Here is a 21104-nt window from a genome sequence, read left to right on the forward strand (position 1 = left end):
TGAATAGATTGAGTTCTTACTAAACCGCTATTTCGAGAGAAGCGTTTCTAAATTGTGTATTACCTTTCCTCATGTGTTTAATTCTTCTACATTATGTTTCGAATTCCGATTGCATTTGGCGTTGTTACAAAAGCCGTCCAAAGCTGTAATTGTTGGTAGTGTTGTCTAAAACCGGAAAGAATAACGTGCTTTCAGATACAAATATTTGACTCGGAAACAAACAGAGAAATAGAATTACAAAACTTTGCAATACATGTTGTTTGGATATAAATTTTTAATATAAATAAACAGGAATAATGATGAAAAAAGAATTATGGGTAAACAGTACACTTACTCTATTAACCATGTTTGCTTTATCCGCATGCGGTAGCAGTGGCGGAAAAGCACCCTCAGCCATGCCGGCTTCCAGGCCTACTCCCGAGGCAGAACAACAAAAACCGTCTGCTCCTGAAGTAGAAAAGAAAGAAGAAAAAGAACCGGAACAATCACAAGCCAATCTGTCTGTAGAGAAATCGAAGGCAGAAGAATCAAAAGCTGAAAAGCTGCAACAGCCAAAAGTTGCTCCAGTTGCAGAGCAACCTAAAAAGGAAGAACAAAAGCAACCACAGGCAACTCAGCCTGTGGAGAAGCCAAAGGCAGAAGAGCCGAAAGCGGAACAACCACAAGTAAATCCGCCCGCAGAGCAGCCAAAGGCGGAAGAGCCGAAAGCGGAACAACCACAAGTAAATCCGCCCGCAGAGCAGCCAAAGACGGAAGAGCCGAAAGCAGAACAACCACAAGTAAATCCGCCTGTAGAAAAACCACAACCAGACAGCCTTCAAGCGGATCTGACGAAAATGGAAAAGCCGCAACAGCCTCCTGTCCCAAGGTTAGTCGATAAGGATGTTTTTGATCGTTTACGCCTTTATGATAAGAATGGAACAGTCTATGATTTGATTAAACTGATTTTCAACGAAAATAATAAAAAAGTAGAATTGTCTGTATTGCAGCCGCATAGTTTTGCAGGCACTCCTAAAATGGAGACTTTACGTGATAATGCTGGTACTTTAGTCGGCTATTATGGTTATGCTAGAGTAAGTGAGCAGAAGAAAGATATTAATAAAGAAAATTATAATTCTTTAAGTTATTTTTATCTTCAAGATGTAGATCAAAGCATGCAACAACGCCCTGTTGGTATGGGGGATATCAAATATAGCGGTAAAATGTTGTATCAATATAATGCAGATTCACGCCAACAGGAAGCAGACGTTTCAGCCATTTATCATGTTGGAGAAAAGAAGATGAGTATGAATATTCATGATAACTTTGGCGGTTTATGGACTTTGCGTGAGATGAAAACGGTGCGCAGTAATGATCGTGTTGGTGTAAGAGAAGATGGTTCAGTTGGTGGCTATTTATTTTTTCATAATAATGAAGGAGAAAAGCCTAAGTTTAATGGAAATTTCAACGGTGGGTTTTATGGTAAAGATGGTAGTGTACTGACTGGCCGAGCATCTTTTGAGGATAAAAAAGGTGGCTGGGAGGGTGTTATCGGTGCAACTGCAAAAAAAGCTGATAAAGCTAACCAGTAATTAAAGTTTATTGATACACTTAGTTAGCCAAGAGGCCGTCTGAAAAAAGTTCTTCAGACGGCCTCTGTTTTAGTTTTATTAAAATTAAATAAGCCTAAGCGGTAATTATAAAATTTGATAGTAATAAAGAGTTAGTGGCATCATTGCCTTAAGCTTTCAATCTTGTATATTAGATTTACAGCTATAGTTTAGTTATTTTTTACTGTTGTTTGGCGTAGCAGAATATCTAAATTGAATTTATCAGCATGGGGTGTTGTGTAGAGTAATATTTCTGTAAGATATTATTTCTTTATCTACATTCCATTTAACAGAAAACTGCACTTTAAAAGTAGAACTTTCAAAGTGCAGTTTTATATTTATTTAATTGTACTGATATACTAACTTAATTATTCATCAGCACCGGTATAAGGGCGCACACTTACGGTTTTACGGTTTAGTGCACCTTTGGTTTTGAACTCAACATAACCGTCAACTTTTGCAAACAGAGTATGGTCTTTACCCATACCCACGTTTTCGCCTGCATGGAAACGTGTACCACGTTGACGTACAATGATTGAACCGGCAGGAATCAGTTCATTGCCGAAGGCTTTCACACCTAAGCGTTTGGCTTCTGAATCGCGACCGTTTTTAGAGCTACCACCAGCTTTTTTGGTTGCCATTTTATTTACTCCTAATTAATTAAGCGATTGCCACGATTTCGATTTGGGTGAAATTTTGGCGATGACCTTGACGCTTTTGGTAGTGTTTGCGACGGCGCATTTTGAAAATGCGTACTTTTTCGCCACGACCGTGAGCGATTACTTTAGCTGTTACTTTTGCACCTTCGATAAAGGGTGCACCAACTTTTACAGATTCGCCGTCAGCAATCATCAAAACTTCGTTCAGTTCGATTTGGCTGTCGAGTTTGGCTGGTATCTGTTCTATTTTCAATTTTTCGCCAACGGTAACTTTGTATTGTTTACCGCCGGTTTTTACGACCGCGTACATACTCAACTCCATGAGAATTCAGGTTTTAAAATATCTGTGCCCCATGCACAGAATTTTGCATTTTATTTTTATTTATCTGTTTTGTCAAAGTTTATTTTTAAAATATTAAGTTAGAAACCCCTTGAGAAATTGGAGCTTATGCAGCAGGCAGCCTTTGCTGTTATAATTAAACGTTGTGTTTTATTTTATATCCTATACGAAGAATCCGCGTTATTTTGCGCATTACCTGAAACCGTTTAAGTCATGCTTGAAAATCTGCCTTATTTCCAACGTCATCTGAATGACGATCTTGCCAAAGTCAATGTTGTGATTAATCAGGCTGTGCAGTCTGAAGTAGCTTTGATTTCACAAATCGGCACTTATATCATTAGTGCTGGCGGAAAGCGATTACGTCCGATTATCACGATTTTGGCTGGTAAAGCTTTAGGGTATGATGATCAGAAACTGTATTCGCTTGCGGCGATGGTAGAGTTTATCCATACTTCAACTTTATTGCATGACGATGTAGTTGATGAGAGTAAATTGCGTCGCGGACGTGAAACGGCAAATAATCTTTTTGGTAATGCTGCTGCCGTGTTGGTAGGTGATTTTTTATATACCCGTGCTTTTCAATTGATGGTGGGTTCGGGGAGTATGAAAATTTTAGAGATCATGGCGGATGCCACTAATATTATTGCCGAAGGTGAAGTAATGCAGCTAATGAATATTGGGAATACTGATATTACTGAAGCTGAGTACGTTCGTGTTATCCAGTATAAAACTGCCAAATTGTTTGAGGCAGCGGCGCAAGTGGGGGCAATTTTGGCCGGTGCTACATCGGAGCAAGAGCAAGCCTTAAAAGACTACGGTATGTATGTAGGTACGGCTTTTCAGATTATTGACGATGTATTGGATTATTCGGGAGACACGGTAGAAATCGGCAAAAATGTCGGTGATGATTTGGCAGAAGGTAAACCGACTTTGCCGCTTATCTATTTGATGAGGCAAGGGAATGAATCAGTAGCCTCAGATGTTCGTCAAGCTTTGGAAAATGCTGACCGCAGCTGTTTCGATCAAATTTATCGCCATGTTACCCATTCTGAGGCATTATCCTATTCTGTTAACGAAGCAAAAAAAGCTGTGGAAAAAGCCGTTGCTTGTTTGAATATATTGCCTGATAACGAGGTTACGCAAGCTATGCGTCAATTGGCGGAAGAGTCGTTAGCGAGAGTTTCTTAATAGCCTTGTTTTATCCCGCCGTAGTTCAACGGATAGAACGTATGCCTCCTAAGCGTAAAATACAGGTTCGATTCCTGTCGGCGGGGCCACAATTAAAGGCCGTCTGAAAAGTTTTCAGACGGCCTTTTTACTTTAATTAAACTAAAGAGTGATAGCTATATTTTTTGTGTAATAAACTCCTTGGCGCTTTCTTTGATTTTCAAGGTTGTCAGTTTTTTTGTCAAAACGTTTAACATAACGCCGTATGCGGGCAGGAAAAATAAGGTGCATATGATTAGTTTAAATGCGTAATCTACCAACGCAATTTCCGGCCAGTTTGCTGCCATAAAAGTATCACTGCTTGCATAAAATGCGATACTGAAAAATACTAAAGTATCCATTGCATTGCCGATAAAGGTTGATGTTGTCGGTGCAATCCACCATGATTTTAAACTGCGTAGCTTGTTGAAAATAAAAATATCTAAAAATTGTCCAACTGCATAAGCGGAAAAACTGGCGAGTGCAATACGCCCGACGAAGGTATTAAATGAAGATAAAGAGCTCCAACCTGTCCAGTTTCCTTCACTGAATAAAACAGAAAAGGCATATGACAAAACCAATGCCGGTAACATTACTCGGAAAATAATACGGTGGGCGAGGCGTTGCCCGAAAATACGTACGGTTAAATCAGTTGCAAGAAAGATAAAAGGGAAGGTAAATGCTCCCCAAGTAGTATGCATGTTAAAGATTTCAAATGGGAACTGAACCAGATAATTACTGGAAGCTATGATTAAAATATGAAAAAGAGAAAGCCAAATGAGGGCTTTTTTTTGTTGTGCGGAATTAAATTGGTACATATTTAGTGATCTTTCGGAAAGCAGTTTTGTTTCAAACTGAAATCGCATGGCATTTTGGTAATAAATACCTGTTTAAATAAGTGAATTTCAGATAATTGATTTATAGGGAGTTATTGCCTTAACCGTTTTATGGCTAGCGGATGGGTAAGGCAGATAACAATATATTGGATTAAATATATTGTGCGTTTGCTGATTTATAGAAATCAAAGAGTATCGTGTGCAAATAGACGGTCACGGGCGAGTTTTTCAAATTCCGTACCAGCCTTGCCGTAATTGGCAAAAGGATGGATGGCAATGCCTCCGCGCGGAGTAAATTCACCGAATACTTCGATATATTTAGGTTGCATCAGTTTGATTAGGTCTTTCATGATGATGTTGACGCAATCTTCATGAAAATCGCCATGATTGCGGAAACTGAAGAGATACAGTTTGAGTGATTTGCTTTCCACCATTTTGATGTGGGGAATATAGCGGATGTGAATCGTGGCAAAATCCGGTTGTCCTGTCATTGGGCAAAGGCTAGTAAATTCAGGGCAAATGAATTTAACAAAATAATCATTGTCAGGATGTTTGTTTTCAAATGCCTCTAGTACTTCTGGAGCGTATTCGGTTTTATATTGGGTGTTTTGATTGCCCAATAAAGAAATACCGTGTAATTCTTCTGTTTTGCGAGTCATGAAAAGGTCCTTAGTTTTTTAATGTGGGAGGTTTGCGAACCACAGTGTGTATAGAAGTATAAATTTTTATTTTAATACAGTAGGTAAAGTTTGTGTGTATGTAAAATGCAACAGGAGTTACTGTAAAGATTTTTATACAAGTTATCCTTTTATTTTTGTTAAAAGTAAAAATCAACAACTTTATTTTTTATAACTTATTGTATTTAAAAATATAAAAGAGTAAAAGTGAACATTGTGCAACATGCATACGGCGTAAAGAAATGTTGTGGGTTCGAACTATGTCGTGGGAAGAGGTCTAAAAACGAGCCGATATTTGACTGTTGTTTTTGCTTCAAACTTAAGTAATTTCAATTTGTCGTCTTAAAATTGCCTAAATTATAGGCAGTGATGGCATGTTGAGTCAGGATGAGCGGTTTATTTTTCAGGTGGATGGGAGTTGTATGCTAAATGCAAGCCGCCTGTTGGTGGTGTAAACCGATTATCTGGTTTTTCATCGGGATAGGTAACAGTTGGATTAATATGTAGGCATTTAGAAGCAATTCTGTCTTTTTAATGTGTTAAATGAAGATTTTAGCGTATTTTAAAAGCAGATGGCTGCATTATTCATGACTAACACCGAGAAGAGAATATAATGAGTTTTTCGCAAGCTGAATTGGTTAATGCTCTGCGCTTGTTGTCAGGGCGTTTACCTGAATTTTCCGAACAGCAAACCCAATCAAGCCGTTTGCTGCGTGTAGTTACCGAGCGCTTAAGCAGCCATTTGAATGAGAGTTTGAAAGAATTCGGTATTAATGAAAACCTATGGTTCGCTATGATGGCTGTATATGTAAGCCCGAATAGCGAGATATTGCCATCACGGTTGAGCGATCTGATGGATCTTACTCGAACCAGTGCAACCCGCTTATCGGATGAAATGGTAGACCGCGGCTGGGTAGAACGGCATATCAATCAGCAGGATCGTCGCCAAATCGTGTTAAAATTAACGCCGGAAGGTGAAGCTTTCATTCAGAAAATTTGGCCGCAAATTTCTAACAAAAGCGGCGAGGCATGGGAAGACTTTACCGATGAAGACTATGCCCAACTTCAACATCTGCTAAGTAAACTGTTGACTCGGTTAGGTTAATAGTTGGTTTAGTATAAAGTTGTGGGCGAAACCTACTATATATGTATAGAGTATAGAGCCCGTCATGAAATTTAAATTTATCGTTCGCAGGCTGAGCATCCTGACTTTATGTACGCTCGGTGCCTGCGCGCCATTCGGTAAGCAGGCGCCGTTGGAAGTTCCAACGGCGTATTCGTTACCGGAGGGGCAGTCAACTCAAATCGCACAAGCTGCTTGGTGGGAGCAACTGCGTGATCCCAATCTTAATGCTTTAGTAAAAGAAGCACTTCAAACTTCCCCTAAACTACGTATAGTCAAAGCCCGCCTTGATCAGGCGGAAGCAGAGCTTGGTGTGGCACAGGGCTCTTCCAAAACGCAAGTGAGCTTAATCGCACAAGGAGTTGGTATATATACAAACTCCAAACCTGTTGCTAATCAAGGTAATACTGATCATACTTTGTTAATGGCCCATACTGCTTTGCAAAATCGCTGGGTGTTTGATTTCTGGGGTAAAAATCGTTCTCGCATCGCTTCTGCTCTCGGGCGTAGGAAAGCAATTGCTTATGAGGCGGCCCAATTGCGCCTTGAGTTGGCCAATGCGGTAGCAGCGCAATATTTTGCATGGCAAGCGGTGGTTGAACAGCAGAAGATTATCCGCCAGCGTATTGATATTGCCAAAGACTCTGAAAAACTGCTGATGCGTCGTGTTCAGGCGAAGATTTTACCGACAAGTGCGGTTTATCAATCAGAGTTGACGCAGCAGCAATTGCAGATAGAGTTACTCCAACTTGAGCGTATAGAGAAATCGGTTCGTTATAGTTTGGCTGCTTTAGTCGGTAAAACCCCGAATGCTTTGGCCGATAAGCAACCCGGTTTGGTTTCTTCTGTTCCGAGTTTGGCAGTGGGGCATGTGCGTGCGGACTTGTTGGGCAGCCGTCCTGATATTGCGGCACAACGTACTTTGTTACAGGCAAAATTTCATAATATTCAAGAAACCAAAGCTCAATTTTATCCCAATATAGAATTGAAATTATTAGCCGGATTGGCACATATTGATGCTTTTGATGTGGTGAAAGCAAAAAGCTCGGCCGCTGTGGGTATTTCACCGGCATTGAGGTTGCCGATTTTTCAGTCGGGAGTATTGCAATCTCAGTTGGCAGTGAGAAATGCTCAATATAATGAACAAGTTGCTATTTATGATCAAACGGTATTGAATGCTATGCGCTCTGCGGCCGATGCAATCAACGATTATCAAAATCTGCAACAGCAGGTTGCCTTTCGGGAGCGTATTGTCAATACGGCACAGAAAGCGGAGGCAGCTACTTTGCGTCGTGTGCGTGCAGGGCTGGATAACGGCCTGACTCATTTGCAAAAACGGGATGAAACTTTAAAATTGAAAACGAAAGCAGTACAAACCAAAGCGGATTTGGCGATCGCATGGAGTAATGTACATGCCCAATTGGGTGGCGGTTTTAAGATGTGACAGAGTATAAAATCCGATGGGAATTCTTCAGTTCAGACGGCCTAAGTTGTATAGGTCGTCTGAATTTTTATATTTTATATCATTGATAAATTTTAGTTTTTTATTTTATTCTGTTATGCGCAGCAGATGCGTCAGGCTTGGAAAGTGCTTAATATTTAGCTGTACTATAACTTGCTTAAGAAACTGCCATAGCTATAAAATAAAAAGAATTTATAAGCGATAAATTCATTTTAAAACAGCTTTGATACAAAGAAATTTTGTTTTTGATGAATGAATTTTTTTTACAATAATAATGTCGGCCCGCTTCAATGGATGCCGTCTGAAATGTAGATTTTGAAGAAAATCAATCGGAATAAACGGGATGATGAATACTTCACAAAACAACGCGACAGATACAGCATCTAAGCCTTCTTTGTCTTCTCGATACATGCGCAATTTAACTCTGGTTACGCTGCTTTTTATTGCATTGTCGCTGGGGTTTGCCATGATGTATTTCTTAGTTTGGCAGCATGAAGAAACCACGGAAGATGCTTATGTTGCAGGGCATTCGGTTCAGATTACGCCTCAGATAGCCGGTTCTGTACGCAAAGTAATGGCGGATGATACCGATATTGTTAAAAAAGGCGATGTGCTGGTTTTATTGGACGATAGTGATTTCCAACTGGCTTACGACAGGGCTCAAAACGAATTGATTCAGGCAATCCGTAAAAATAAGCAACAGGCGGCCATTTCAACCCAAACCAAAGCCCAAGTTTTATTGCATAAAGCAGATTTGGCCAAAGCCCAAGCGGATTTGCGCCGCCGTGAGTCCCTAGCGGGAACGGATGCCATTTCGGGAGAAGAATTAAGCCATGCGCGGGCGGCGGTTATTCAGGCACAGGCAGCTTTAAAAGCGATGGAAGCCGAGGAGGTTTCTACGCGGGCGATGTTGGGTAAGAACGTGCCTTTACGCCAGCAGCCTGCCGTACAAACTGCAATCAGCCACATTAAAGATGCTTGGTTGAATCTTCAGAGAACACAAATCCGGGCACCGACAGCAGGGCAAATTGCCAAAAGGAATATTCAAGTGGGGCAACGGGTTGAACCCGGAGTAGCGGTTATGTCGGTTGTTCCTTTGCAGAATCTGTGGGTTGATGCCAATTTTAAAGAAACCCAGTTGCGTAAAATGCGCATTGGGCAGCCGGTAGAGATGACTGCGGATTTATATGGAAGCAGAGTAACTTATCACGGTAAAGTTATAGGATTGTCGGTTGGTTCGGGCAGCGTTTTTTCCAGCAGCGGAAAAGCCGAATCCACAGATATGGTGCAGCACGTGCCGGTACGCATCAGTTTGGATGCACGTGAATTGAAAGCCAATCCGCTGCGTGTAGGGTTGTCAATGACAGCCAAAGTGGATACGGCAAGTGCGGGAGACGGCAAAGCAGTATCGGAAGGAATGGGAAAGAAGACGGATATGCCGGAAGCGGACGTAACCGATTGGTCTTCTGCTGATGCTCTGATTGAACAGATATTCGAAAGATATGCAAAATAGCATTATGTTTCAAACAGTTTTCCCTGTATCAGCAGGTTATTTTGAATATAGGCATAGAAAATCCAAACATTACACATAAACCGAGAGGCCGTCTGAATGTTTTCAGACGGCATTTTTTTACCGTGCCGCTGTTCATTGTGGCTTGATAACGAGAGTTGTTGATTGGATTTGAGCGCGCGGGGTATGGGTATTTCGCGGTACGGCATGATTATTCGTCCGCCCCGATCAAGCCGTTAAATATTTAAAAAAAGAAAGCCTGTCCTCAAAGGACAGGCTTTTCAGAGCAGTTGGATTTAACGGGCGGGTTATTATTTCACCACACCGCTAGCCGCTCCTACGCCCGAAGCGTCTAAAGGAGTGGCAGTAGCAGCGCCGGTTGTAGCCGTGCCGGTAGCTGCTTTGGTTGAATTCTTGGTTTTTTTGGCAGACTTAGCAGATTTGGAGCCTGTTACTTTTTCCTCTACCTTGTTGGTGGCCGCTTTTTCAACAGGTGCTGCCATTACGGTGGCAGACAATGCGGCGGTAGTTAAAAGTGCGATAAATTTTTTCATCAGTACATCCTCTTCTTCAAGATTAATAAAAAACACCATGTTCTGTAACATGTTCCTGTGAGAAAAGCTGAAAGAAGAAAAGTTCAAAAATGCTCTAAAATACGGCAGTAAAAAAAGATTAAATTAAATCAATGATGTAAACATGATTTTGATTTGGTTTTGATGGGCCGGCACGGTATTGGGAGTTTGTAAGTAAGTGTTTTCAGACGGCATTTCGATATTGTTCATTTCTTATCATTTTGAAGTTGAAGATCCTTACAATAGAGCAGAAATACCGTTTAATCCGCAACATAAACAACCTGAAGCCTTGGCAAAATTTACCCTTTTTAGTTTGCGATAAACGGCGGGGCGGAATCGTTTCCATTCCATATTTTTCTTTCACAACATACTCAGGCCGTCTGAAAATCTTTTTCAGACGGCCTCGTTCGCAACCGGAACCACATCAGAACGAATCATGAAACGGCCGGATTGCCCGTTATGCTTCTAACTTCAGACAGCCGTTTGCGTTATAATCTGCCAATTCAGAATCATTTCCAGCCAATACGAAAAACATCATGCTAGACAAATATAATCCCGCCGAAATCGAAGCCAAACATTATCAAAACTGGCAATCGCAAGGCTATTTCCAGCCGGATATGGCCGCTGCAGAATCGTTCTCCATCCAGCTTCCTCCGCCCAACGTTACCGGCACCCTGCACATGGGGCATGCCTTCAACCAAACGATTATGGACGGCCTCACGCGTTATTACCGCATGAAAGGCCGCAATACCTGCTGGATTCCCGGCACCGACCACGCCGGTATCGCCACGCAGATCGTGGTGGAGCGCCAGTTGGCCGAAAAAGGCGTTTCCCGTCACGATTTGGGGCGCGAAGCCTTTCTTGAAAAAGTGTGGGAATGGAAAAACATGTCCGGCGGCACGATTACCGAACAAATGCGCCGTATGGGTTGTTCGGCCGACTGGAGCCGCGAATATTTCACGATGGACGAGACCCGCGCCGAAGTGGTTACCGAAGTGTTCGTGCGCCTGTTTGAGCAGGGTTTGATTTACCGCGGCAAGCGTTTGGTGAACTGGGATCCTGTGCTCGGCACCGCCGTTTCCGACCTCGAAGTGGAAAGCGTGGAAGAGCAGGGCAGCATGTGGCACATCCGCTATCCGTTGGCGGAGAGGCCGTCTGAAAGCGTGATTGTGGCCACCACCCGCCCCGAAACCATGTTGGGCGACGTAGCGGTGGCGGTTCATCCTGAAGATGAGCGTTACCGCCATTTAATCGGCAAAGAACTGGTGTTGCCGCTTACCGGCCGCACCATTCCCGTGATTGCCGACGAATATGTGGAAAAAGATTTCGGCACCGGCTGCGTGAAGATTACGCCCGCACATGATTTCAATGACTACGAAGTCGGCAAACGCCACGATACGGCTTTAATCAATGTGTTTGATTTGGAAGCGAAAGTTTTAAGCCAAGCCGAAGTATTCAACTACAAAGGCGAGGTTCAGACAGGCATTGCTTTGCCCGAAGCCTACGCAGGTTTGGACCGCTTCGCCGCCCGCAAGCAAATCGTGGCCGATTTGGAAGCGCAAGGTTTGTTGGTGGAAGTGAAACCGCACACCTTGATGACCCCGAAAGGCGACCGCACCGGCAGCGTCATCGAGCCGATGCTGACCAGCCAATGGTTTGTGGCGATGAGCGCGAAGCCCAACGGCGGCGAACCGGCTGGCGAGTTTGCCGGTATGAGCTTGGCCGAAAAAGCCAAACACGCGGTGGATTCCGGCCAAGTGAAGTTTATCCCCGAAAACTGGGTCAACACCTACAACCAATGGATGAACAATATCCAAGATTGGTGTATTTCGCGCCAACTGTGGTGGGGCCATCAGATTCCCGCTTGGTACGATTCAGACGGCCGCGTTTACGTTGCCCGCAATCAGGAAGAGGCGGAAAAACTGGCAGGCAAAAGCGGCTTAACCCGCGACGAAGACGTGCTGGACACTTGGTTCTCGTCTGCAATGGTGCCGTTCTCCACTTTGGGCTGGCCGTCTGAAACCGAAGAATTGAAAGCCTTCTTGCCGAGCAACGTATTGGTAACCGGCTACGAAATCATCTTCTTCTGGGTGGCGCGCATGATTATGATGACCACCCACTTCACCGGTAAAGTGCCGTTTAAAGACGTGTATATCCACGGTATGGTACGCGACCACGAAGGCAAGAAAATGTCGAAGTCCGAAGGCAACGTGATTGACCCTGTCGACTTAATCGACGGCATCGACCTCGAAAGCCTGCTGGTGAAACGCACCACCGGCCTGCGCCGCCCCGAAAAAGCGCCGCAAGTGAAAAAAGCCACCGAAAAACTGTTTCCCGAAGGCATTCCCGTGTTCGGCACCGACGCATTGCGCTTCACGATGGCGAGCTACGCCAGCCTCGGCCGCAGCATCAATTTCGATTTCAAACGCGCCGAAGGCTACCGCAATTTCTGCAACAAGCTGTGGAACGCCACCAATTTCGTGTTGATGAACACCGAAGAGAAAGACTGCGGCCAAGACGAAACCCTGCCGCTGGCGTACAGCTTTGTCGACCAATGGATTATCGGCCGCCTGCAACAAACCGAGGCCGCCGTTGCCGAAGCATTCGATACCTACCGCTTTGATTTGGCAGCGCAAACGCTGTATGAATTCGTGTGGAACGAATATTGCGACTGGTATATCGAGCTGGCGAAAGTGCAGCTGCAAACCGGCTGCGAATCCACTCAGCGCGCCACCCGCCGCACTTTGGTGCGCGTGTTGGAAGTGGTGCTGCGCCTGATGCACCCGATTATGCCGTTCATTACCGAAGAGCTGTGGCAGGCCGTTGCGCCGCTGGCGAACGCCAAGAAAACCGACAGCATCATGATGGCCGCTTGGCCGCTTGCCGACAACGAAAAAATCGTGCCCGCCGCGTTTGAACAAATGGCCGCACTGCAAGACTTAATCGGCGCGGTGCGCAATCTGCGCGGCGAAATGGGCTTGGCACCGAGCGTGAAAGCACCGTTGTTTGTCGAAGGCGGCAAAGATTTGGAAGCCTTGCTGAAATATGTGCCGATGATGGCGCGTTTGACCGAAGCCAAGCTGGTCGGCAAACTGCCCGAAAGCGAAGATGCGCCGGTGGCCGTTTGCCAAAACGCGCGCCTGATGTTGAAAGTGGAAATCGACAAAGCCGCCGAAACTGCCCGCCTGAACAAAGAAGCCGAGAAGCTGCAAAAAGCGTTGGACAAACTCAACGCCAAACTCAGCAAACCCGGCTACACCGACAAAGCCCCCGCGCATCTGGTCGAAAAAGACCGCGCCGAGCTGGCCGAGTTGGAAGACAAAATGGCGAAAGTACAAGCGCAACTGGCTAAGTTGAAATAAAAGCCGGTGTTTAAAAAGAGGCCGTCTGAAATTTTTAGCGAAGCTCACCTAGTTCGCTTTCAGACGGCCTTTCTTTTATCGGTTAGCTGACGGCAAATCGCAGACAGTACAAGCAATACGGAACGAATTTTATTGCCGCTTCAAAGGTTTACAAAATCATTTTCTTTGAACTAAAGCACGGCAACGACGAAGCGGGTTAAGTTTATTGGCTATAAAAGTTTAAAACAAAGATTTTACCGCTGCTTCGATATCATCCGCGCGCATAAAGGTTTCGCCGATTAGAAACGTGTGTACGCCGTGCTGCCGCATGAATTCCACGTCTTGCTTGCTGCCGATGCCGCTTTCGGTAACCACGGTTTTGCCGTCGAGCGAGGGCAGCAGGTCGAGCGTTTGTTGCAGCGACACTTCAAACGTGCGCAGGTTGCGGTTGTTCACGCCCCATAGCGGTGTGGTGAGATTGCGGCATTTTTCCAGCTCGCTTTTATCATGCAGCTCCAGCAACACCGACATGCCGAGCGAGTGGGCGGTACGCTCGAATTGTTCGAGCTCTTCGGCTTCCAATGCGGCGGCAATCAGCAGGACGGCATCGGCTCCCCATGCCCGGGCTTGGTAAATCTGATAGTCGTCGATGATGAAATCTTTACGCAACACGGGCAGTTCTACGGCGGCTTTTACCTGCTTCAAATATTCGGGCGAACCTTGGAAATATTGTTCGTCGGTCAACACCGACAAGCAGGCCGCTCCCGCGCGTTGGTAGGCTTGTGCGATTTCTACCGGATGGAAATCCAACCGGATCAAACCTTTCGACGGGCTGGCTTTTTTTACTTCGGCAATTACGGCGGGCAAACCGGCGGCATGTTTGGCATGAATCGCGGCGGCAAATCCGCGCGGCGGAGCGGCGGCTTCGGCACGGCGTTTGATTTCCGCAAGGGGAACGGCGGCTTTGGCGGCGGCCACTTCTTCGGCTTTGGTGGCTAGGATTTTGTTTAGAATGTCGGTCATGACGGGCTTTCGAATGTAGACGCGGTTAAATATTTTTGAACTATGGAAGTATAAAGATAAGGCCGTCTGAAAACAATTCAGACGGTCTAAACCATCGGCAAAATGCTCGGACAGTGATGCGGTTCAAGGCTTGGCGGCAAGCGGGCCGAAGCCGGGCAAGTGTGGCAGCGGAGTGCAACGGGAAATGGCTTCGGCTTGTAAACAAGGAGGCGGCCGCTTTAACGGAGCAAGCCGAATGTCTGCCCAAAGAGAGGCGGCGGCCATTTTTACCCGAGCACCGGCCAGTTTATCGGCTATAATCGGTTTTTTCTACCGCATTCAGACGGCCTGAATGCTTCTTCACAAAGAAAGTGCCATGACCCAATATTCCCTGTTTATTACCTGCCCGCGCGGTTTGGAAACCGTACTGTCCGAAGAATTGGCCGCACAAGGCTGCACGCAGATTGAAGCGACCGACGGCGGCGTTGCCTGCAAAGGCACGTTGGAACACGTTTACCGCGTCAACCTTCATTCGCGCACCTCCAGCCGCGTGCTGCTGCAACTGACCAAAGGCAGCTACCGCGACGAAAACGACATCTACAAACTCGCCCGCAATATCCGTTGGACAAACTGGTTTGCGCTGGAACAGACCTTCAAAGTGAAAGTAGAAGGCAAGCGCGCGCGGGTGAAGAGCCTTGATTTTGTCGGCCTGACAATCAAAGATGCCCTGTGCGACGCGTTCCGCGAAGCCTGCAACGCCCGCCCGAGCGTGGGCAAAGTGCAGCCCGACGTACGCATTCACGCCTTTATCAACGACAAAACCGTGCAGATTTTTATCGACACCAGCGGCGAAGCCTTGTTCAAACGCGGCTACCGCCAAGAAACCGGCGAAGCGCCGTTGCGCGAAAATCTGGCCGCCGGTTTGCTGCTGCTGGCCGGTTACGACGGCACGCAGCCGTTTCAAGACCCGTTTTGCGGCAGCGGCACGATTGCCATCGAAGCGGCATGGATTGCCACCCGCCGCGCCCCCGGCCTGATGCGCCGTTTCGGATTTGAAAAACTGCAAGGGTTCGATAAAACGTTGTGGGAAAAAATCCGCCGCGAAGCCGAGCAGCAAATCCAGTTTCAGACGGCCTCTGCCATAGGCGGCAGCGACAACGACCGCCACATGATACGGACTGCGATTGCCAACGCGCAGGCGGCGGAAGTGGACGACATCATCCGCTGGGAAGTGAAAGACGCGCAATCCGTGCGCCCCAACGGTGAAAACGGCATCATGATTTCCAACCCGCCCTACGGCGTGCGCTTGGCCGAAGTGCAGGCATTGCAGGCTTTGTATCCGCAACTGGGCACTTGGCTGAAGCAGCATTACGCAGGCTGGCTGGTGGGCATGTTCACCGGCGACCGCGACATGCCGAAGTTCATGCGCCTTTCGCCCAAACGCAAAGTGCCGCTGTATAACGGCAATCTGGATTGCAGATTGTTTTTGATGGATATGGTGCAAGGCTCGAACCGTTAAGCGGCTCGGAAGAAGATAAGAGGCCGTCTGAAAGCATGGTTGTTTTCAGACGGCCTCTTTGGTTTGTTTAATCTCAAATCAGCGCGGATTCAGCCATTGCCATTGCTCTTTCAGCGTCTCGGCCAAGGCGCGTTGTTTTTCTTCGGGCGTGTTTAGGCCGGAAGTCAGGCGGTTGAAGTCGATGGTAACGGAAGGGTTGCTTAACGGCCCGCTGATTTTAAGCGGCACGGGTTTGGCTTCGGGATTGCGGGTGTTGCTTATCAATACGTTTTCCGACACGGTTTGGGTATTGAGGTCGGTTTGCCCGTTGCTGCTGATTTTCAGGCCGTCGGATAAGAATTCCGCATTGATGTGGCTGCCGATGCCGTTGCGGATATCGCTGGTTAATGAAAATTGGCGGAACGGGGTTTGCACATTGCGGCCGTTGCCGCCGATGGCGGTGTTGTTGCGCACGCTTTGCAGAATGTTGTTCATGTCCACGCCCATCCATGCGCCGTTGGAAACGTTCAGTTGCAGGCTGCCGTTAAGGGCTTTGGTCAGGCTGCGGCGGTCGTTTCCTTGCGACGTAAGGTCGATGACGGCATCGCCGGTGCCGCTGATGCTGTGGTAGCCGAGCAAATCTTGCAGCAGCGGGCGGATTTGCACGCCTTGTGCGTTTTGTTGCAGATGGTAGGCGGGCGGATTGGTGTTGGCGATGCTGATGCCGCCTTCGGTGGTGCCGCCGTACAAGCCGGCGCGGAAATGGGTAAGGGCGATGCGGCGGCTGTCGGCATAAAGCAGCGTTTGCAGGTCGCTAACTTGCAGATTGGGCATGGCGAGGCTGCCGATTTTGATGTCTGCTTCGATATCGGGAATCTGGCGGCGGTTGAGCAGGGCGGGGTAGAGGTTGCCCGCCTGTGCCTGAAAGTCGCTCCAATAGGGGGCGAGAGCCAGTTTTTGCAGATTGAGTTTGGCCGTGAGTTTGGCAGGGTCTTCTCCCGCGGCCGTGTAAGCGGCCGAGAAAGTAACCGGCTGGCGGTCGAACAGCCCTTTCAACTCGGTTGTCCAATTGCGGTTGTTCACTAAAGAGAAACTGCCGTTCAAACGGCTGATCAGGCGCGAATTGGGGGCGGACTTGGTGTTGTCGAGATGGCTGGTGATTAGGAGGTTTTCCGATTGCAACAGCTTGTTTTTCTGCCAGATCAGCGGGCCGGAAATATTGAAAGTGGCTTGTCGGGTGTCGGTGCGGTAGCTGCCGTTGAGTTCGATTTCGCTGGCGGTGGCGATGCCGGGGCGCAGGCTGGCGCGGGCAAGGGAGAGCGAACCGTCCCAGTGGTTGTGCCCTTCGCCGGCGGTGAATACGCCGCTCAATTTGCTGACGGTAAGATGATTGGTTTTCCAAAGCAGCAGCGGGCTGCGGGCGGTAAGGTGCAACTGCTGCCACGAGCTGTCGGCGCGCAGGTTGAGGTTGCGCGTGTATAAAGTATCGGCTTGCGGCTGCCAAACCAAATCCGCCGTGGCCGCTACGGTGGCTGTTTCGCCGTTAACGGGAGCTTGGGCTTCAAAATTCAGCGCGGGCAGTTCCCATTGTTTACCGTTGCGGCGCAGTGTGCCGTTGCTTTTCCACGAAGCGGTTTCGGTCGGAGCGCGGCTGACGGTGCCTTCGGAATGGAAAATGCGGCTGTTTTCGTTTTCGTCTCCCATGTTCAAACCGAATTGCCGGACGTGATAGCTGTCGTCGGGCAGGTTGATGTTCAGACGGCTGTTTTCCACAATCAGGCGGTTGACTTCAACGGGTTTGCCCGGTTTTTTCCATAAATCTTGCAGGCTCCAACTGCCGTCGCTTCGGCGCGTGATTTCGGCATCGGCTTCTTTAACAACCCATTTTTCGATAATGGGGGAGTTGTTCCACAGGCCGCTCCACGCGAGGCCGATGCTCATTTCTTCGATGTGCACGGCGGATGCGCTGCTGTCGGGCTTGCTGAGTACGATATCGCGTAACACGATGGTCGGGCGGGGCAGCCAGTTGCGGCCTATTTTGTCGCTGAAGCGGATGGAGCGCCCCGTGTCGGCCACCGATTCGTCGGCCAGCGCATGAATGCGTTCGCTGCTGAATACATACAGCAGCGAAGCGTAAAAACCGAATATCAGCAATATGGTAATGAAACCGCCGAATACGATGAATCTCAGCCAGAATTTTCCGGAGCGGGGCAGGCAAATCATGATGAAAGAATAAAAACGGATTGTCGAAGTATAGCACACAGGCCGTCAGAACAAGTGCTTTGTTGGCGTATGTGGATGATTATTGCTACTATTCGGTCAGGCCAATCAGGGAGATTCAGATGATTATCGTGATGCAGAAACAGGCTTCCGCCGAAGCGGTACAATGTGTGGTGGCATTTATCCGCAGCCGCGGGTTGCAGGAGCATGTTTCCAAAGGCGAGGAGCGTACTATTATCGGTGCGGTGGGCGACGAGCGCGTGTTCCATCCCAACGAATTGGAACGGCTGCCATTTGTGGAGCGGGCCATCCGCGTGTTGAACGAATGGCGCATCATCAGCCGTGAAACCCAGCCCGAAAACAGCATCATCACGGTGCGCGGTGTGGCGTTCGGCGGAGAAAAAATGCTGGATATTACCGCCGATGGCAACCGTGCGGGTATGGCCGATGCGGTGTTCGCCGATCCTTTCTATTTGCCTTCGCGCCCTTATGCCGACACCGACCGGAGCAGCGAAAAGGAACAAATCCGCACCATGCAGGCCGAAGTGCAACGCCATCATGCCGCCGGCAAACCCGTGATCGTGCGGGTGCGCGATGTCCGCCAGATCTCACCTGCTCTGGATGCCGAGGCCGATGTCCTCTATTTGGGGGGAGAACTGATGAGCAACCGCGCCCTTCAAGACGAAGTAGGCCGTCTGAATACTCCCGTCGTGTTGTGTAAAGACAAGCACCACCGTGCCGACGAGTGGCTGGTGGCAGCGGAACATATCGCTTTGCGCGGCAACCACCACATTATCCTCGGCGAAGCGGGCACACTCAGTTTCGAACCGGAGCACCCCTACCGTTTGGATGTCGATGCCGTGGTGCGTGTGCGCAAGGTGAGCCATCTGCCCGTTGTCGCCAACATTACCCGTTTGTGGCATGGCGACATGCCTCAGGAAATCTTATACAAACTTGCTGCGGCGGCCGGTGTAAACGGCGTGATCAACAGCTTGCAGCAGGATTAGAGCCGGAAATTCCGAAGAGGCCGTCTGAAAAAGGATATTCAGACGGCCTCGTACATATGGCAAAGCCATCGGCCGCTTTTCCGTTTCCGCAAATGATTTATAATGCGTTTCAGACGGCCTCATGCCTTCTATAAATATCAGAGGCCGTCTGAAAACGGGATCGCCCCATAACCGAGGAGAGAAACATGAGCGAGAAATTTTATTTTTCCACCGCCGACTTAATCGACACCGCCCCCGATACGCCGTCATGCGAAACGCAGTTCCGCCATTTCGGCCGCCGATACAGCTTCTGCGGCAGAATCCGCACGGTTAAATGCGACCGCGACAACGGTTTGGTCAAGCAGATGATGAATACCCATTCCGACGGCGAAGTGCTGGTGGTGGACGGCGGCGGTTCTTTATACAGCGCATTGATGGGCGACATGATTGCCGGAGCGGGCGCGGCAAACGGCTGGGCGGGCGCGGTGATTTTCGGCGCGATCCGCGACGGCGAAGCCATCAACACACTTGATTTCGGCGTGAAGGCACTGGGCACCAATCCGCGCAAAAGCGCGAAAGACGGAGCGGGCCAAGTGGATGCAGCCGTATCGTTCGGCGGCGTAACCTTCACGCCCGGACATTATCTGTACAGCGATTCGGACGGCATTCTGGTGTCGGAAAAACCGCTGCGGGAAGAGGAATAATCCGAGATGAAAATCACTTCAAAATGGTTGGACAATTCATGCTTTGTGGCTACCAACGAGGCAGGCCACAGCGTTATTATGGAAGGCATGCCTGTCGAAGGACAGCCCAAACGCGGCCCCAGCCCGATGGAATTGCTGCTGATGGGCGTGGCGGGCTGTTCCAGTATCGACGTGGTGATGATTGCCGAAAAGCAACGTCAGGACATCACCGACTGCCAAGCCATCGTAACGGCCAAACGCGCCGACGAAACGCCGCGGGTATTTACGGAAATCCATATCCATTTCAAAGTATTGGGCCGCAACCTGAAAGAAAGCGCGATTGAAAAAGCCGTGCAGATGTCGGCGGAAAAATATTGTTCGGCCTCGATTATGCTGGGCAAGGCGGTCAAGATAACGCACAGTTTCGAAGTGGCCGAAGGATAAAGCCGCTGCGGTTTAGTGCTGTTATATTCTGCAAAAGCCGTCTGAAAAAGCGCGAACATCCGCTTTCAGACGGCAAGTTGCAGCAAAGTCAAGAATAAAATCCGGCAATGGTTTATAATCCGCCCGCCGGATAAAACCAATTCGTACGGCCGCGATTTCCAGAAAAAAAATGAAGCGGCCGTCCATACGTTTCCAACCCGTAATGCCGGCATGAGAATATCTATGACCGAAACCGAAAACAACCAGCCGGAAGCACCGGCCACCTCCTCCATGATACCCGGCGGACGACATGACTCGGAGCTTTTCCGCGTTTATTCCCGCATTCTCGACGGCATTACTGACCATGCGCTGCTGCCGGGCAAAAAACTGACCGAATCCGATTTGTGCCGCCAGATGGTCTGCTCGCGCAACACCGTGCGCGGCGCGCTTTCATTGCTGGCGCACGATAAAATCGTTGACCTGCTACCCAACCGCGGCGCATTCGTACATGTGCCCGACGCAAAAGAAACCCGCGATGTGTTCGAAACGCGGATTGCGCTGGAAGAAACCGTGGTAAACATGCTGCTGGATCAAAACGACGAAAGCCTGTCGAAGCGTTTGCAACCGCTGTATGCCTTGGTGGACGAGGAAGAAGCGGCTTTCGCGCGCGGCGACCGCGTGAGCTGGAACCGTTTAGCCAATGCGTTTCATATCGAATTGGCACGGTTGCTCGATAACGATGTGCTGCTGGAAATGATGCATGCCGTGTGCGCGCGTTCGTCGCTGATTATCGCCGTGTTCGACAAACCGAAAGACCGCTTGCGGCATACTTATTGCGAACACCGTGAAATGCTCGATTTGCTGGCGGAAGGCAAACGCAACCGCGCCTGCAAGGTTATGCGCCGCCATCTGGGGGAATGTCAGGCCCGATTGCTGAGGAAGTTTGAAGCGGAAAGCACGGAACTTTAAAGTGGTCG

General features: G+C 48.3%; 19 protein-coding genes, 1 tRNA gene and 1 riboswitch. Of the genes, 12 read left to right on the forward strand and 8 right to left on the reverse strand.

All coding sequences use genetic code 11. The annotated features are described in order from the left end of the window. The first annotated feature begins 296 nt into the window (after positions 1-296). Entirely contained in the window at positions 297-1571 is a 1275-nt protein-coding gene (locus tag Q0X97_RS06780; RefSeq protein ID WP_302067225.1) for a hypothetical protein, read from the forward strand. A 386-nt stretch (positions 1572-1957) separates the two neighbouring features. Here the strand turns inward: Q0X97_RS06780 and rpmA are convergent, their stop codons facing one another. Next, positions 1958-2230, reverse strand: a complete 273-nt coding sequence (rpmA, locus tag Q0X97_RS06785; protein WP_085389342.1) for a 50S ribosomal protein L27 — start codon at positions 2228-2230, stop codon at positions 1958-1960. Between the two features lie 19 nt (positions 2231-2249). Further along, on the reverse strand, positions 2250-2558 hold the full coding sequence (gene rplU / locus Q0X97_RS06790; protein ID WP_302067224.1) for a 50S ribosomal protein L21: 309 nt from the start codon (positions 2556-2558) through the stop codon (positions 2250-2252). Between the two features lie 243 nt (positions 2559-2801). On the opposite strand from rplU, the gene Q0X97_RS06795 reads away from it, so the two are divergent. Then, on the forward strand, positions 2802-3776 hold the full coding sequence (locus Q0X97_RS06795) for a polyprenyl synthetase family protein (protein ID WP_302067223.1): 975 nt from the start codon (positions 2802-2804) through the stop codon (positions 3774-3776). 14 nt (positions 3777-3790) lie between these two features. After that, positions 3791-3865, forward strand: a tRNA-Arg gene (locus Q0X97_RS06800). 66 nt (positions 3866-3931) lie between these two features. Here the strand turns inward: Q0X97_RS06800 and Q0X97_RS06805 are convergent. Beyond that, a complete protein-coding gene (locus tag Q0X97_RS06805) occupies positions 3932-4612 on the reverse strand; it encodes a 7-cyano-7-deazaguanine/7-aminomethyl-7-deazaguanine transporter (protein WP_302067222.1) in 681 nt (226 codons plus the stop codon). A 203-nt stretch (positions 4613-4815) separates the two neighbouring features. Then, positions 4816-5289 (reverse strand): preQ(1) synthase, encoded by a 474-nt coding sequence (gene queF, locus Q0X97_RS06810; protein ID WP_085389346.1) that lies wholly within the window; start codon positions 5287-5289, stop codon positions 4816-4818. A gap of 4 nt (positions 5290-5293) precedes the next feature. Beyond that, positions 5294-5338: riboswitch (PreQ1 riboswitch) on the reverse strand. Between the two features lie 582 nt (positions 5339-5920). On the opposite strand from queF, the gene Q0X97_RS06815 reads away from it, so the two are divergent. From Q0X97_RS06815 to Q0X97_RS06825, 3 genes are all read left to right on the forward strand, one after another. Beyond that, positions 5921-6412 carry a MarR family transcriptional regulator gene (locus Q0X97_RS06815; RefSeq protein ID WP_085389347.1) on the forward strand — a complete coding sequence of 164 codons (492 nt, stop codon included), beginning with the start codon at positions 5921-5923 and terminating at the stop codon, positions 6410-6412. Positions 6413-6476: 64 nt separating this feature from the next. Continuing rightward, on the forward strand, positions 6477-7874 hold the full coding sequence (locus Q0X97_RS06820) for an efflux transporter outer membrane subunit (protein WP_302067221.1): 1398 nt from the start codon (positions 6477-6479) through the stop codon (positions 7872-7874). Positions 7875-8235: 361 nt separating this feature from the next. After that, entirely contained in the window at positions 8236-9405 is a 1170-nt protein-coding gene (locus Q0X97_RS06825; RefSeq protein WP_302067220.1) for an efflux RND transporter periplasmic adaptor subunit, read from the forward strand. 2 nt (positions 9406-9407) lie between these two features. Here Q0X97_RS06825 and Q0X97_RS06830 read toward each other — a convergent pair whose 3' ends face one another. Together Q0X97_RS06830 and Q0X97_RS06835 are read right to left on the reverse strand one after the other, a co-directional pair. Beyond that, a complete protein-coding gene (locus tag Q0X97_RS06830; protein ID WP_302067219.1) occupies positions 9408-9611 on the reverse strand; it encodes a hypothetical protein in 204 nt (67 codons plus the stop codon). A gap of 102 nt (positions 9612-9713) precedes the next feature. Then, positions 9714-10007, reverse strand: coding sequence for a hypothetical protein (locus Q0X97_RS06835; protein WP_302067218.1), 294 nt, complete (start codon positions 10005-10007; stop codon positions 9714-9716). A 503-nt stretch (positions 10008-10510) separates the two neighbouring features. Here Q0X97_RS06835 and Q0X97_RS06840 point away from each other — a divergent pair. Further along, the gene (locus Q0X97_RS06840) at positions 10511-13336 is read left to right on the forward strand and encodes a valine--tRNA ligase (protein WP_302067217.1); all 2826 of its coding nucleotides are present in this window, start codon (positions 10511-10513) and stop codon (positions 13334-13336) included. A 219-nt stretch (positions 13337-13555) separates the two neighbouring features. Here the strand turns inward: Q0X97_RS06840 and trpC are convergent, their stop codons facing one another. After that, a complete protein-coding gene (trpC, locus tag Q0X97_RS06845) occupies positions 13556-14338 on the reverse strand; it encodes an indole-3-glycerol phosphate synthase TrpC (protein WP_302067216.1) in 783 nt (260 codons plus the stop codon). Positions 14339-14693: 355 nt separating this feature from the next. On the opposite strand from trpC, the gene Q0X97_RS06850 reads away from it, so the two are divergent. Then, positions 14694-15836, forward strand: a complete 1143-nt coding sequence (locus Q0X97_RS06850; protein WP_302067215.1) for a class I SAM-dependent RNA methyltransferase — start codon at positions 14694-14696, stop codon at positions 15834-15836. Positions 15837-15914: 78 nt separating this feature from the next. Here the strand turns inward: Q0X97_RS06850 and Q0X97_RS06855 are convergent, their stop codons facing one another. Next, positions 15915-18038, reverse strand: coding sequence for an AsmA family protein (locus tag Q0X97_RS06855; protein WP_302067214.1), 2124 nt, complete (start codon positions 18036-18038; stop codon positions 15915-15917). A gap of 119 nt (positions 18039-18157) precedes the next feature. Here Q0X97_RS06855 and Q0X97_RS06860 point away from each other — a divergent pair, with 119 nt between their 5' ends. From Q0X97_RS06860 to Q0X97_RS06875, 4 genes are all read left to right on the forward strand, one after another. Beyond that, the gene (locus Q0X97_RS06860) at positions 18158-19042 is read left to right on the forward strand and encodes a chorismate mutase (protein ID WP_302067697.1); all 885 of its coding nucleotides are present in this window, start codon (positions 18158-18160) and stop codon (positions 19040-19042) included. A gap of 185 nt (positions 19043-19227) precedes the next feature. Next, positions 19228-19725, forward strand: a complete 498-nt coding sequence (rraA, locus tag Q0X97_RS06865) for a ribonuclease E activity regulator RraA (protein WP_126303887.1) — start codon at positions 19228-19230, stop codon at positions 19723-19725. 6 nt (positions 19726-19731) lie between these two features. After that, on the forward strand, positions 19732-20148 hold the full coding sequence (locus tag Q0X97_RS06870) for an OsmC family protein (protein ID WP_302067211.1): 417 nt from the start codon (positions 19732-19734) through the stop codon (positions 20146-20148). Positions 20149-20370: 222 nt separating this feature from the next. Then, complete coding sequence (locus tag Q0X97_RS06875; RefSeq protein ID WP_302067210.1) at positions 20371-21096, forward strand: GntR family transcriptional regulator; 726 nt, start codon at positions 20371-20373, stop codon at positions 21094-21096. Positions 21097-21104 lie beyond the last annotated feature (8 nt).

Source organism: Neisseria sp. MVDL19-042950 (assembly GCF_030504625.1).
Lineage (GTDB): Bacteria > Pseudomonadota > Gammaproteobacteria > Burkholderiales > Neisseriaceae > Neisseria.